We start from the raw sequence: 14902 nt of genomic DNA on the forward strand, positions 1-14902 counted from the left end.
AATGGGACTATTTAAATTATTACAGAAAAAATCCAAGTTTTTTTATGTGAATTTGGGACTATTAGGACTTATCAATGCAGTCTGGGCTTCGGCATTACTGCTGTTTATCAATAATAAAATTACTGGGAAGCAACTTCCTTTCGTAGAAGAAAAATACGATTGGATGATTTTCGGAGGCCTTATCGTGGTTTCGTTTATCGTTGCTCGTTTTTTCCAGGCTTATATGATAAAACTGACTTATGAGTTAGGAAATGAACTCAATCTTTCCATATTTAACAAGCTCAGGTTTACCGACTATAAAGAGTTTCAGGAGTTAGGAGAAGAAAAGGTTAGAACAGCGATGACCGATGTTACTACGCTACAAAAGTTCCCTCAGAGTTTTATTGAAGCCTTTAATGCAGGAATTATGGTGGCTATTGGAGTTGTGTACTTATTTGTAACCCATCCGGTAGGAGCACTCATCGTAACCTTGACGCTGGTAGCTTTGGCTGTGGTGTATTCGGTGAGGAATATCAGTATCGAAAAAGACATCAATAAGGCTCGTGATTTGGCCAATGTGTATCAAGATAATGTCAACGATTTTCTAAGAGGATTTCGAGAAATAAAGATGAACTCACACCGTAGCGATGTGGTGTACAACGATTATTTGAAAAAGAATAGAAATCGTGTGAAAGATTTGACCATTCGTACCGTGACCAAGTATTTGGTAAACGACCTAATGGGAAATTACGCAGGGTACTTTTTGGTGGGAGTGATTCTTTTTGGACTGCCTGCGACCATCGTTATTTCACCTGATGTTCGTACAAATTTTGTCGTGACTATCTTGTTTTTACTGGGTCCGGTAACGGCCGTCGTTGGAGCAATTCAGGAATTTACAAAAATGAAAGTAGCAGTGCAGCGTTTAAACCATTTCAACAAAGTGTTGGGAGTGGTAGAAGGAGAAGAACTATCACATGGAGATTTGACCGACTTCAACACGGAGTTTAAATCAATTCGCTTTGAAAATGTAACCTTTGAGTACTTTAACGAGCAAAAGGAAAAAGTATTTACCCTTCAGCCATTAAACATTACTATTAATAAGGGCGACAGTATTTTCATCACCGGAGGTAACGGAAGTGGAAAAAGTACCTTTATCATGTTGTTGGCAGGTTTGTATAAACCGGCATCTGGAAAAATTTATCTGAACGAAAAAGAGATAGACCTTCACAACTACGCGTATTACAGAAATCAAATCTCGTGTATCTTTACTGATAACTACTTGTTTGCCGAAAATTACAACGCTTTTGACTATGTTCAACGAACCAGTGAACTTAAAGAACTGGTAAAAACCATGCAATTAGAAAAGGTTTTTGAATTGAATGAAGAGACAGGAAAAATGAAAACGACCTTGTCAAAAGGGCAGCAGAAGAGGGTGGCTTTTATCAACAGTTTGTTTGAAAATAAAGACCTCATCATTTTGGATGAATGGGCAGCAGAACAAGATCCAGAATTTAGGGCCTTTTTCTATCAAAATATCATCCCGAATTTAAAGGAACGCGGAAAAACCGTAATTGCGGTAACCCATGACGACGCTTATTTCGATCAAGCACAGCGCTTGGTGAAATTTAACTACGGAAAAATTGTTCAAGACCAGGTGTTGCTAGCTCAGGAACAACCTGTAGAACTACTAACCAACTAAAAAAAACGAAAACGATATGCAAACGACTTTAAATACCTTAATACTATTTGTAATGATGAATACAACAGCAATGCTCGCGCAAGAAATTAGAACACCGCTTCAATATGCTTTAGATCTCAAAGAAATGAAAGAGCTCTTAAAAACGGAAGCCGAAGGCAAGGAATACCTACCTGTTGTATTGGTTACTGGAAACAGAATTCCCGAGGTGTCCGTAAACATGTTCGGCGAAAAAGTAATCATCGTGGATAATAAGGAAATGTCAAGGCTCATCAAAAAAGGTCACCCGTTTATTGAAATGGGGAAGGCCTCTTTTAGAGAACGTGCTGGTAAAGCGGAGTTTATATTTTTCTGTGGAGAAATGAAGGTCAAATTAAAGCTGCGAAGAGAACGTGGACAGTGGACCTTAAAGTCGATCAGTCAAAAAAATAGAAAAAATTACTTCTGGAACTTTTAATATGAACACCATGCGATTAATCTGTTTAACTTATGCAGGAGGTAATAAATATTCCTACCGAAATTTTATGCCCTACCTTTCTGAGCATATTGAAATGATAACCTTAGAGTTACCCGGAAGAGGCACGAGAATGCTAGAAGATCTGATAGCTGATTTGGATGTGTTAACAGACGATTTGTTCCGTCAAATGCAAGCGTATCTCGATAAAGACTACGTCTTATTCGGTCATTCTATGGGAGCCATGCTCGGAAATTTATTGCTACACAAACTTCGTGATGAACAACAGAGGTTGCCTCAGTTGTTTATAGCTACGGGGTGCCCATCACCTGAAAAAAGAGGATTGAAAACAAAAATAGCGCAATTGAGCAATGCCGCTTTCCAACAGGAAATTATCAAATTAGGAGGCATGCCTGATGAGGTGATTCAAAATCAGGAACTACTCGATTTTGTGTTGCCAGTGCTGCGCTCAGATATCAAAGCCATCGAAACAAAAATATACGAGCAAAATACGCCTTATCCCGTTCCGATAAAAGCTTTTTGTGGTACAGAAGAAACTACAAAAGAAGCGGATTTAACAGGATGGCAGTTAGAAACCTCTAAGGAATTTAGTTTTGAGTTTTTGGAAGGAGATCATTTTTTTATCCTCAATCATCTCGAAAAAATTACTGAAATTATTAACAACTACTCGGTAGAAAAACCAGTAGTTCTATAAAGTAAAACGAACCAAATTATTATTAATATTCTGTGATACTCGCAGATAAAATATCTAAGAAAATGAAATTTACTACTGTGAAAGAGTTGCATTCTATGGCTTATTTCCGATTACAGCAGCAACGTATTGTAAGTAATATTCAACAAACAACAAGACAATTTTCAATGGCAAAGGCCTTGGTATTTACCCTGGCTTTGCTATTGGGAGCAATCAGCGAAGGGCAAGCGCAGCAGAGAAAAATTGCGACCATTAATTCGAAACTAGTCGATGAAACAGGCAGTCCAATTGGGTTTGCAACCAATGTGTTGTACAGAGCTAAAGATTCTAGCATAGCCAAAATTGCCTTGTCCGAAGAGAATGGAACCTTTGTATTTGAAGGAATCCGATTTGGAAACTATATCATGCACACGAGTTATGTAGGTTATAAAGAGGTACGTACGCCTATATTGGTCGATAAGGTGGCCATTACTTTACCCACTGTAAAATTACAACCCGACCTCGTGTTGGATGAGGTGGTTGTAAACAGCCGACGCAAGTTAGTACAGAAAAAAATTGACCGCGTTGTATTGGATGTAGGAGCTACCATGGCTGCTGATGGTGGGAATTTGTCAGATGTATTGAAAATTTCACCAGGAGTAAATGTAGGTAATGGAGGTAAAGTAACCTTGAGAGGTAAGTCGGGAGTTATTGTCTTGATCGATGGAAGACGCTCCTATTTACAGGGGGCTGATTTGGACAATTATATCAATAGCATGCCTGCAGGTCAATTTTCAAAAATAGAAGTCATGACCAATCCACCGGCAAAGTACGATGCCGACGGTAATGCAGGGGTAATCAACATTATTACCAAGAGAAATTACCAAAAAGGTTGGGAAATGGATGTTGCCAGCTCGTATCGTCAAGGACGCTATGCGGAAATTGCGAACAGCCTTACCTGGAATGCGAATACCCGACATGTGAATATTTTTGGAAATGTAAGCTATACGGATAAAAATAACTTTGACGATTACAAAATTGATAGGAACTTTAGAGATGCATCGAATAACTTAACGGCAATTTTTAAACAAAATACCTTTATTAAAAGAGAAAACAACTTCCTGACTAGCAGGTTGGGATTGGATTATTTTGTGACGCCTAAAACGACGATCGGATTTCTTGTAGGAACTCAGTTTACCAAAGGAACCACAAATACGGCAAACGACACCTATTTGCGTAACAGTGCCAATGTATTGACCCAGCGTTTAGAAGGACCGGCCTTGTCAAATGTCGAATTTACCAACTTACAGGCAAACATTCATTTGACGCATAAGTTCGATACAGATGGTCAGGAACTGTCTATTGACGGAGATTATTTACGATACAAATCGGAAGTAGATCAGACGTTTAACAATAGTTTCTTTAACAATGCGGGCAACCTAACGTCGCGAGAAGTACTTTTTAACGACTTGCCGCAAACCATCGATATCTATACAGCCAAGGCAGATTATGCACTTCCTTTATCAGAATTAAGCAAGGTTGAAATGGGAGTAAAAACGAGTTTTGTTGCTACGGACAACAATGCTAAATTCTACGACAAAACAAGCGGGCAACTCGTTGAAAATACCGCATTGTCAAATCACTTTCAATACGATGAAAACGTGAATGCGGCCTATGTCAATTACACGCAAAATTTCGGGCAATTGACCATGCAGGCAGGAGTGCGAATGGAACAGACGAGGATTACGGGGAAACAGTTAACACAAAAAACGGAATTTACAAATTCCTATACCCGATGGCTACCTTCGGTATTCTTTACCTATGATTTGGATGAAGAGTCACAGCTGGGACTGTCGTACGGAAGGAGAATTCAACGTCCGGATTACAGAGATTTAAATCCGTTTAGATATTTTTACGATAAATACACTTTTGAAGAGGGAAATCCTGCGTTGAATCCGCAGTTTAGCAACAACTTTGAGCTGAGCTATGCGATGATGGGCGGCGCTATTACTACGACGGCTTTTTACAACAAAACCGAAGATATCATTACCGATGTTATTTTCCAAAATGCAGCCCAGAATGAAACCTTTATTCGCAAGGATAACTTGAACGATTTAACCTCTTATGGAATTGGGCTAAATGCTGGCTTACCTTTGATGGACAACTGGGTAACTTCAATCGATTTGAACTACAGTCGCAATCAATTGGACGGTATGGTTCAAGGGACTAATTTTTCGATTTCAACAGGAACCTTTACTGGATTTATGTTGCATCAGTACCGATTTGCTCCGACCTGGAAATTTGAATTGGGAGCTTGGTATACTTCACGCAGTCTTACTGACACATTTATTCAGGAACCCTATGGAAAACTAGCCTTGGCTATTGGTAAGAGTTTATGGGGAGGTAAAGGAAAATTACGCTTGAGTGGAAACGATGTTTTTGCATGGACCAACTTCGTCGGGAAAAGTGCATTTCCTAATACCGATGTTCGCATAGACAACACTTGGCAAACGCAAAGTATCAAATTGGCCTTTACCTACAAGTTTGGCGGAGGCTTTAAAAAGGATCGCAAAGAACGTAAATCGGCAATTGAAAAAGAGTCAGATCGTTTAGAACCGTATAAGCAATAAATTAAGAACTAATATAGGGTTAACATTTTGTAAACGAAATAGTTATAAGTGTTTGGTTTTTTTAGGTAACTGATTGTGAATCAATAATTACTACCGTTTGTAACCCGAGTTAGCACCGTATCATCTGATATTCTGTGAAGCCTACAGTGTTTTGTAGGCCTGGGAACATCATGTCTAAAATATAGGAGGAAGCCGAAAATCCTAGCTAGAGTAGGCACCATTATTTAAACAATTTAATTATGAAAAATGCAAATCAAACTTCAAACGAATTTCAAGTGGAGCAATTAGAGCAACGTTTAGAAATGCAAGCGTGGGAATGTCAGTACATGCCTAACAATGTAAACTGTAACTTCTAATTACAACACCATCACAGGAGGAAGCCGAAAATCCTATTCAGAGTAGGCGAAATTTTATTAAAATCAATTTATTATGAAAAATGTAAACCAAACTTCAAACGAATTTCAAGTGGAGCAATTAGAGCAACGTTTAGAAATGCAAGCATGGGAATGCCAATACATGCCTAACAACGTAAACTGTAACTTTTAATTAATAACCAACTATAAAAAGAGGTTCCATGAGGAATTTCCCTCTTTTTTTAAAATCAATCTAGTATGAAAAAATACGAACAAACTTCAAACGAATTTCAAGTAGAACAATTAGAGCAACGTTTAGAAATGCAAGCATGGGAATGCCAGTACATGCCTAACAACGTAAACTGTAACTTTTAATTAGTACCCCGGTTTAACGGCAATACTCCGCCAAAAATTTACATCGCCACAGAGCTTCGTAATGCACTAGGTAGGCTTACATAATTGTGTAGGCTAGGGAGTTTCATGCCAAAAATGAATAGGAGCACGCTGAAAATCCTTAAAAGAGTAAGCACAATTTTTAAATAATTTAATCATGAAAAATTTCAATCAAACTTCAAATGAATTTCAAGTAGAACAATTAGAGCAACGTTTAGAAATGCAAGCGTGGGAATGTCAATACATGCCTAACAACGTAAACTGTAACTTCTAAGCAGCTTTTGAGTATAAGAATTATTGCCCTGGGGAACCAGGGTGATAATTCTCCTCTTCTATTGTTTATCCCCCAACGACACCTTTTTATACCATTAAAGTCTAGTATTATGATCTATACCGATGCCCAACCGTTATACGCCCCTGAATTACAGAAAAAATTTTTAGGGCAATTAGAGGCCTATTTTGCCTCTAAGAATTTGCCTGAATCTATCGCTGCCATCATTTTGGATGAAAAATTTATCAGTGATAACCCCTCGTATTATACCTACTATCCTTATTTGTTTAGCGAGGCTTTTAACGGTCCTAGTACTTCGGATTTAGAGACGTTGAATTTGGCTGGTTTTTTATATTATAAAGCGGTGATGTTGATCGATGAAATGGTCGATAAAAAAGATACTGGAGCCAATTTTATGGGCTTCCTAGTCTCAGATATTTGTAAGGAAGAAGCGATAAAGTTACTCGCGAGCCTGTTTCCTAACAATCACAACTTTTGGACCCTCTGGAATGGGCGCAAGTTTCAATATGCTAAAGCCTATGAAATGGATAAAAATGCCGCACTTATTCAGAGTTATGAAGATTTTGAAAAATTAGCAGATTACAAATGCGCTTTTGGGAAAGTAGCTATCGATGCACTTTTTTCCTTAGCCCAGGATGCTGATCAGAGAACCTTTGGCAGTCTGTTAGAGGCCCATAAGTTTTATTATGCTGCCTTCCAGATTACGGATGATATTACCGATTTTCAAGAAGATTTGGAAAACGGACAGTTTAATATAGCGTTTTTCGAACTCGAAAAGAGGCTTGGAACTGAGGCTTTGCAAAACCAAGCTCCCGGAACGCTAAAGAAGAGCCTCTATTTAGAAGGAATTATTGAAGATTTATACGATAAGGCGTTGGAGTATCTCCAAAAAGCCAAGCAATGCAGTGAAGGATTTGGATTAAAAGATTGGGAGTTTGAAATTCAAAAACTCCACAATGCCATCGTGCGCAATCAGTTGAATGTAGCTGGGTTTATCACGGTGTTTGAAGTCAAAAATTCCTTGGCTATGAGTCCTGTTTCGGAGCATATGTCGCTGGAAGAACAAAGGGGAAAAGGCCTTGAGTTTATTAGTGAGGCCCGCAAAGAACAGTCGGGATTGTGGTTAGATTATTTTAACGATGCCGGAAATAGCGACCTTTGGACAACCGGGTTTGTGATGTCGCAATCCTTTTGGACTTCGGAAGCTCGATTGCGATTTGAAGAGCTAAACCTACCCCAAAAATTGAAAGCGGCAAGGAATGCGGATGGTTTATGGGGCTATAATACCCGTTGGATTTCAGATGCAGACTCGTCTACCTTTGTTTTGAAAGCTCTATACAACCAAGGTATAGATATTAGCCCTTATTTGACAGCCTGGTTGGACTACCAAAAGTCTGACGGAGGGTTTAGCACCTACCTAAATGACGATATGGTCAGGATTTCGTTGAATTCAGATCGTATTCAAGAAGTCCAAGGATGGACTCAATCGCATTTTTGTGTCAGTGCGGCAGCATATGATTTACTGTCCTTAGTGGATTATCAAGGAACTGCACTAGTTCAGTTGAGAACCTATTTAATAGCGGCACTTCAAGAGCCTGAGACACTGCATTCTTATTGGTGGACCTCTACTATTTACGCATTCAATCAGCTACTAAAGGCTGCAGTGCGACGAGACGACTACGAAATGATTTCTTGGTTATTACCGCAGGTTTGGCAGTTGATGGATGGAGGTATCGTAGAGAAGTTAATCGAAAAACAAAATTATTGGTATCAAGGACAATTGCTTGAATTACTCTGTTTACACGAGGATTTTGCAAAGTATCAGGCAGCGAAAAAGGCCTTGGTAACTGCTCTTACATCCGGACAATTTATCGACGGATCTTGGCCAGCCAGTGCAGCCATGCGCATACCGCATCCTGCAGTGTTGCGAGCTGATCACCCTGAAATTAAATGGATACTCGCTGATCGTGGAACCAATTGTGTACTTCAAGATTTTCACAGAGTATTTACGACAGTGAGCTGTGTGGCTGGACTTACAGCCTATGGAAAAATGAAAAATTAGGAGTTAATAGCGTATAATACTATGAATATTTTAACGAGAATACCCGTTGTTTCTGAGCATATAGAAATCCTTCCGTACGATGGTCCTGGGCACTTAATAGTGCAAAAGGAATTAAACCATCACATCAAGGTAAATGATTCGGTAGTGAATTTGTTAAAGCTCATTGATGGAGAACAAACCATTGATGAGTTGACCAGAGTTTTTAATGCAAAACACGGGAAGCAAATGAGCCCGGAGCAAATTCATGATATTCTGTATCATACCTTGGGGAAATATCACATTGTTAAGAATGATGAACACGAATACCGAGTTGCGGAGAAACCCGATTATTTAAAATTGAGTTTTACCCTCATTCCCAAGCGTATCGTGGGGCCGATAGCTTCGTTTTTTGCACCGTTGTTTTCACCGAGCGTGTTTTATAGCTTGCTCATTATAGGGCTGTTGGTCGTAGGTGGATTTGCCATTTACTATTTGCCTTATTTCTTGAGTAATGTTTATGCGTATTGGCGTGCCATATCACCAGTTTTTGTGGGGGCAGTGCTATCAGGAGCTATATTTTTTCACGAGTTTGGTCATGCCGCGGCATGTAAAAAGTTGGGAGGAAAACACGGGGACATCGGTGTGGGCTTTTACCTGCTAACACCAGTGATGTTTGCCGATGTTTCAGATATATGGCGGTTGAAAAGATCGGACAGAATCATCGTAAATTTAGGTGGCTTGTTTATGCAAATTTTGTTGGCAGCTATTTTTGCCCTGCTTTTCCAATGGACAGGTCAACTTGAATTTCTCGTATTGATGTACGCCTTAGGAGTACTCAGTGTAGCATTTAATCTCAATCCGTTTTTTAGAACCGATGGCTATTGGGTATTGACAGATATCTCGGGGGTGAGCAACCTAAGGGCTACGTCGAATCAAGTATTGCGTCAGTTTGCACAGAGTGTACAAGGAGTAGCGACCTTTTCCTATACCAGACAAAACGTTTTGTTGGTACTCTACGCGGTGGTGAGCATGAGCTTGATTGTACTCTTTTTGAGCTTACTATTAATAAATGATCCTAGTGGAATCTTACAATTTCCACAAAATGTACGCCTTGCTATTACAGAGAGCTGGACCTCAGGCATGCGTTGGGAGCTATGGAAACCATTGATTTTTCCAACAATCTTTTACGTGCTTTTTATACGTTTTGTGCGAGGTTTATGGCAGCGAAATGCCCAACGTTTGTCTGATGTAAAGGGGCAAGGCTACCTAAAATTTGGGATGAGCTTGGTTCTAGGAGTCGTATTTGGATTGTCGGCCATTGGGAAGTTGATCGATTTTCCGAGTTTTAATGAAAAGCTTGCGGCATACCCTCTTTATTTTTCAGGCGTATCTCAGCTTATTCTGGGGGTTGAGTTGGCATTGTCAGCCGCTTTTACCCTGTTTGTATTCAAGAAATTCACCGCTAAATTTTCGATGGTGTTTTTGATTCTGTTGAGCCTAGTATACAGCTATGGATATTGGGTGTTGGGAATTACAGAGTGCGATTGTTTCGGATCGTTTAGTTTTTTGAATTCCGAAAATATTGCTGTGGTCCTCGGAAAAAATGCAGTACTAGTATTCATGGCATGGATACTACTACAAGGATCGTGGAAAAACAAAGGCACTATAGGAGTGCTACAGTTGATATCGCTGTGTACCGTGGCCTTGATAAGTTATCAAGTAATGCAATTTGGCAGTGTTGATAACGCCGATTTTGTAAAGCAGGCTATCGGAAAAACAGTAAGCAGTTACCAATTACCTATCAGTAAAATACAAAAAGAGAACAGTTATGTATTGTTGTTCTCTCCTACCTGTAAACATTGTGAGGAAGCGATTCCTATGATGCATGCACTACAGCAAAGAGGCAAGGTCGTAGCCGGAATCACGTATAGTGAGGCCGCTGAAGCGTACGAAGTATTTGCCCGTGAACTAGCCATAGCTTTTGAAGTCAATAAAGTGCCGAGAACGCTATTGAAATCGATTACCAAAACGGTACCGGTAGTCCTTGAAATCCGAAACGATACTATTGTTGGCGTGATGGATAAGACTGCTTTACAAGCGAAAATTACTAACCTCATAAACTAAAAAGAAATGTGGTCAAATGTCATCACAGTTCTCAGTATAGAGAATAGAGAAGAGTTTCCTAAAGAGCTTTGGGAAACCCTGTTGGAGTTTGTTCCAGAGCCTTTGCAAAAGAAAGCAAATACATTTCGTTTCTGGAAAGATCGTCAGGCCTTTTTATTAGGACGCTGTTTGTTGTTGTTGGTGCTGAGACGCCATACAGACAAAAGTTTAAAGGACGTGTATTACGACGAATTTGGGAAGCCGACGATAGGAACTCAAATGGCGTTTAATATCAGTCATGCAGGGAGCTTTGTACTTTGTGCTTTCAGTACTAACGAAGAGGCTATAGGCATCGATATCGAACAGATTTCAGAAGGAATAGACTTGGAATTGTTTACCAATATCTTAAGTGACCAAGAATGGGAAGATGTCATGGAGGCTCCGTGTAAATACACCCGGTTTTTTGATTACTGGACCATCAAGGAAGCCGTGAGCAAAGCCGATGGGAGAGGTCTGAACATTCCTCTCGATAAAATTCGACTCAATGCCGCTGGAGTTACAGTGGAAAACAAGCAGTGGTTTATTAATAAACTAGAAATCGATAAATCTCATCCCTGTCATTTGGTGGCGAGTAAACCCATTTATGAGGTAGAGATTCATACACTAGATAGCGCTGAGTTGGTATATCACCTGCTGCTGGTACAAAATTTATACAAACAGACTTCCTAAGAAGTCATTTACATGCACATGGTGCATTCACGAATACTTATAGACTAACCTTACAAAATAACTATTATGAACGTATTGAAATTTGGAGGCACTTCGGTCAGTTCAAAAATTTCTCTTCAGAATATGCGACATATCTTGAGGAGTTACGATTTGGAGCAAGAGCCGGTACTCGTTGTAGTTTCGGCCTTAAAAGGAATCACTAACGAACTCTTGAGTTTATTAGATGCCCTTGAAACAGGAGGTCCAACCTATAAAGAGGTCTTGGAACGAATAGTGAATAGGCATGACGACTTTGTAAACTTCCTTTTTGAAACCGAATTGGAAAATAGTAAAGCGATTGTCAAAGAAATTGAAAAGGCTTTTAGAGTAAAGGTAGCTGCACTCGCTGAAAAAGGAAAGGTAACGGATGCGGACTACGATGAGATTTTAAGTTTTGGCGAATTGTTTTCGGCCAATATTATTACCTGCTACTTACAGAGCTACGGACTAGATTTCCGATTTAAAGATGCCCGTGGGTTGATCATCACAGATGATAATCACAAGAATGCCCGTGTAAATTGGGAGCAAACAGCGAAGGCAATTCGTACTTTTTTTGTTGCCAATCCAGGGAATTTTGTCATCACCGGATTTATAGGAGCTACTGAAACGGGGAGTACGACAACGTTGGGTAGAGGCGGCTCTGACTATACCGCAACCATACTCGGTACTGTATTAGGGGCAAATAGTGTGACAAAATGGACCGATGTCAATGGTATTATGACAGCCGATCCCAACAAGGTTCCGAAAGCGCATTCACTGACGAACATCTCTTTCGACGAATTGAAAAACTTGTCTAAATTCGGGTCTAATGTATTGGTTCATCCCGAATCTATTGGGCAGCTGTCCAAAAACAACATCCCTTTTGTCATTAGAAATACCTTTAATAGAAATTTTAGAGGGACACAGGTAATTAATGGAGATCGTTCGGCTCAAAAAGCACTCTCTTTACATCAAGCATGTAGTATTATAAGTTTTGAGAAAGAATGGAATTTGCCTAAAAATTTTACCAAGGAGATCATCGATAAGGATTACTTGTTTTTCAGAATTAAAACTTCGTCAAATGATGGCCGATCGTATTACGTGGTGGCCGATGAGTGCATACATTTTTTTACACCTGGTACAGGAACTGGTGTTAGTGGAGCCCAGTTTTCTGAAATGATTCGAAAAGTGGTCATCGAAAAGAGAAACATAGCCTTGATAACGATTACGAGCCAGAGTATGGATAAGAAACAAGAGCTCATTCGTATCAATGAAGTCTTGTCGCAAGAAGGAATTCCTGTAGTAGGTTTCCGAATGTTTTTCAATTCTATCTCCTTAATCTTTGACAAAGGGAACTTTAAAGAGGTACTTGAACTACTGCACAATTGCCTGTTAACTACTGACCTTACTACTGATGTGGTGGTCTAATATAAACTTCAAAATTTAAGAACTTAAATAAAACTACGATTATGAATGTGTTAGATAGAGATGTGTTAAAAACCTTCGAACATATTCCTGTGGAACAGACCATAGACAAAAAGACGTTCTACGAGAAATACGTTTCTCAAAATAAACCTGTTCTCATCAAAGGAATGACAGCGGAATGGAAAGCGCTCCATTGGGATACGGCTTATTTTAAAAGTAGAGAAACAGGGAAAAAAGTAGCGATCAAAGTCGGGAATGTCAGTGAAGGAAAACGAGAACAAATGCTGCTCAGTGATTACGTAGCCCGTTTGGAGGACTACGAACAACAGCTGCGTTTAGGGTTGCCGGCAGAAAAGCCAGGATACCTACACGACATCCCATTTTTTTACTTGTTCCCAGAATACCTTCAAGACATTAATCCGTTTCCTAAGGATTTATTGCCGGACTGGTATGCGAATACCTGGCAAAATTATATTCAGTTCTTTATGGGGTCGACCGGAAGTCTTACGCCCTTGCACTTCGACACCCTACTTACGAATAACTTGTTTTTTCAGGTAGTAGGAGAAAAGAAATTTATACTCATCGATGCTGAAGATCGCAACAAGTGTTACATCGAGGGGTGGCGTTGGGCTCAGTTTGATCCTCAAAATCCCGACTATTCAAAGTTTCCTAAGTCGGGCTCTCTAAAAATTCGCGAAGCGTTGTTGGGGCCAGGAGATATTTTATTCATGCCGGGAGGGATGTTGCATCAAGTGCATGGACTCAGTCAATCTATTTCTTTCAACATAGACTGGCATACGGCTAAAGGAGCCTGGAAAGGAGTGAACACGCTTTGGCAAGGAGCACCGTTAAAAAATGTGTATTACAACGCTTTATTGTACAGCGGTCTGCGATTGCGCATGCCTGAAAAATTGATTTTTTCACTGTACAAATCGTATTTGAACTACGTGAGTTAAAGAGCTACACAACTAATTAATTATTTAAAACCAAACATTATGGAAGTAACGAGAGTTAAAAATATTACCCCAGAATTATTTATAGAAAAGTGCATCAAGGCTAATCAACCCATCATTGTCACGGATGGTATGGAGCATTGGGATAGGGAGAAGTTTACCCCCCAATACCTAAAAGCTACTTTTGGTGATCAAATAGTACAGGTGTACAACGACTTATTCGACTTGCAAACCATCCAAACACTGTCAGAATACATCGATACAAACTTTGATAGAGCTCCTGAAGACGGACCCGCTAAAAATTATATGCGTTGGTATACCAAACTAAAGGAAGTGGAATTTTATTGGTCTGACAAGGTTTTTGAGGCTCTGAAGCCCGCGTGGTCACAACCGTATTTTATTCCGGATACCAATTTAGTGATTCCAAGTAATCACAAAGCAGCAAAGCGCCCAATTAACGAATACAGTTACCCCTATAAAGGTCTGTTTATATCGGGAAGAGGGTCGAGAACTCGTTTGCACAAAGATCCTTTTATGAGCAATGCAGTACTGTGTCAGTTTTATGGACAAAAAGAAATATACTTGTACAGTCCTCAAAAGGAGGCCTCAGTAATGAATGGTACCGACTTCGTAGACGTAAAAAATCCGGATCATGCCAAATTCCCAAATTTTAAAAATACAACACCTGATTATAAAGATGTACTGGCACCAGGAGAGATTATCTTTTTCCCTTCAGGTTGGTTTCACGATGTGACCTGTTTGTCGGATAGTGTTTCAATTACTTGGAATTTTGTTCATGAGACGCAATTAGAGCGCATGACCAAACACATAGCAGCGCACCCAGAGGATGATCAACTTGAGATTATGCAGTTCTTTATGGATGGAGAAGTATCTGAATCGACCGATTTGGTTCAGTATTTTCAACAAAAGTACAGCGTAGGGGTATAATACAAAACGGAACTGTACCAACTTAAAACAAAAAAGACTAACGTAAATGTTAGTCTTTTTTTGCTCCTCTTCTTGGGCTCGAACCAAGGACCCTCTGATTAACAGTCAGATGCTCTAACCAACTGAGCTAAAGAGGAATTTCTCGATTTCTCAAGAATATATATGTAAGTATGGAAATTATCGGCTTCCATGTTGCC

10 protein-coding genes and 1 tRNA gene are annotated in these 14902 nt (G+C 39.6%); 10 read left to right on the forward strand and 1 reads right to left on the reverse strand.

Features of this window, described 5'->3' with window-relative positions:
- The first annotated feature begins 1 nt into the window (after position 1).
- From ACXAG7_RS05620 to ACXAG7_RS05665, 10 genes are all read left to right on the forward strand, one after another.
- The gene (locus ACXAG7_RS05620) at positions 2-1678 is read left to right on the forward strand and encodes a cyclic peptide export ABC transporter (RefSeq protein ID WP_476666228.1); all 1677 of its coding nucleotides are present in this window, start codon (positions 2-4) and stop codon (positions 1676-1678) included.
- Between the two features lie 16 nt (positions 1679-1694).
- On the forward strand, positions 1695-2132 hold the full coding sequence (locus ACXAG7_RS05625) for a hypothetical protein (RefSeq protein ID WP_476666229.1): 438 nt from the start codon (positions 1695-1697) through the stop codon (positions 2130-2132).
- Positions 2133-2142: 10 nt separating this feature from the next.
- Positions 2143-2844, forward strand: a complete 702-nt coding sequence (locus tag ACXAG7_RS05630) for a thioesterase II family protein (protein ID WP_476666230.1) — start codon at positions 2143-2145, stop codon at positions 2842-2844.
- Between the two features lie 62 nt (positions 2845-2906).
- Positions 2907-5450: a TonB-dependent receptor domain-containing protein gene (locus ACXAG7_RS05635; protein WP_476666231.1), complete on the forward strand. Its 2544-nt coding sequence runs from the start codon at positions 2907-2909 to the stop codon at positions 5448-5450.
- A 1129-nt stretch (positions 5451-6579) separates the two neighbouring features.
- On the forward strand, positions 6580-8550 hold the full coding sequence (locus tag ACXAG7_RS05640; protein WP_476666232.1) for a class 1 isoprenoid biosynthesis enzyme: 1971 nt from the start codon (positions 6580-6582) through the stop codon (positions 8548-8550).
- Positions 8551-8571: 21 nt separating this feature from the next.
- Entirely contained in the window at positions 8572-10653 is a 2082-nt protein-coding gene (locus ACXAG7_RS05645; protein WP_476666233.1) for a M50 family metallopeptidase, read from the forward strand.
- Between the two features lie 6 nt (positions 10654-10659).
- Complete coding sequence (locus tag ACXAG7_RS05650; RefSeq protein ID WP_408042227.1) at positions 10660-11361, forward strand: 4'-phosphopantetheinyl transferase family protein; 702 nt, start codon at positions 10660-10662, stop codon at positions 11359-11361.
- Between the two features lie 66 nt (positions 11362-11427).
- Complete coding sequence (locus ACXAG7_RS05655) at positions 11428-12807, forward strand: aspartate kinase (protein ID WP_476666234.1); 1380 nt, start codon at positions 11428-11430, stop codon at positions 12805-12807.
- A gap of 41 nt (positions 12808-12848) precedes the next feature.
- Complete coding sequence (locus ACXAG7_RS05660; RefSeq protein WP_476666235.1) at positions 12849-13760, forward strand: cupin-like domain-containing protein; 912 nt, start codon at positions 12849-12851, stop codon at positions 13758-13760.
- A gap of 39 nt (positions 13761-13799) precedes the next feature.
- Positions 13800-14705, forward strand: coding sequence for a cupin-like domain-containing protein (locus ACXAG7_RS05665; RefSeq protein ID WP_476666236.1), 906 nt, complete (start codon positions 13800-13802; stop codon positions 14703-14705).
- A gap of 63 nt (positions 14706-14768) precedes the next feature.
- Here the strand turns inward: ACXAG7_RS05665 and ACXAG7_RS05670 are convergent.
- A tRNA-Asn gene (locus ACXAG7_RS05670) sits at positions 14769-14842 on the reverse strand.
- Positions 14843-14902: the final 60 nt, after the last annotated feature.

It is taken from the genome of Tenacibaculum sp. AWR4_210 (genome assembly GCF_056160945.1).

What these genes read in the sequence shown, in the direction of transcription:
- ACXAG7_RS05630 (WP_476666230.1), top strand. Translation starts at nt 2,143, where the DNA reads ATGCGATTAATCTGTTTAACTTATGCAGGAGGTAATAAATATTCCTAC.
- ACXAG7_RS05625 (WP_476666229.1), top strand. Translation starts at nt 1,695, where the DNA reads ATGCAAACGACTTTAAATACCTTAATACTATTTGTAATGATGAATACA.
- ACXAG7_RS05645 (WP_476666233.1), top strand. Translation starts at nt 8,572, where the DNA reads ATGAATATTTTAACGAGAATACCCGTTGTTTCTGAGCATATAGAAATC.
- ACXAG7_RS05640 (WP_476666232.1), top strand. Translation starts at nt 6,580, where the DNA reads ATGATCTATACCGATGCCCAACCGTTATACGCCCCTGAATTACAGAAA.
- ACXAG7_RS05660 (WP_476666235.1), top strand. Translation starts at nt 12,849, where the DNA reads ATGAATGTGTTAGATAGAGATGTGTTAAAAACCTTCGAACATATTCCT.
- ACXAG7_RS05665 (WP_476666236.1), top strand. Translation starts at nt 13,800, where the DNA reads ATGGAAGTAACGAGAGTTAAAAATATTACCCCAGAATTATTTATAGAA.
- ACXAG7_RS05635 (WP_476666231.1), top strand. Translation starts at nt 2,907, where the DNA reads ATGAAATTTACTACTGTGAAAGAGTTGCATTCTATGGCTTATTTCCGA.
- ACXAG7_RS05650 (WP_408042227.1), top strand. Translation starts at nt 10,660, where the DNA reads ATGTGGTCAAATGTCATCACAGTTCTCAGTATAGAGAATAGAGAAGAG.
- ACXAG7_RS05620 (WP_476666228.1), top strand. Translation starts at nt 2, where the DNA reads ATGGGACTATTTAAATTATTACAGAAAAAATCCAAGTTTTTTTATGTG.
- ACXAG7_RS05655 (WP_476666234.1), top strand. Translation starts at nt 11,428, where the DNA reads ATGAACGTATTGAAATTTGGAGGCACTTCGGTCAGTTCAAAAATTTCT.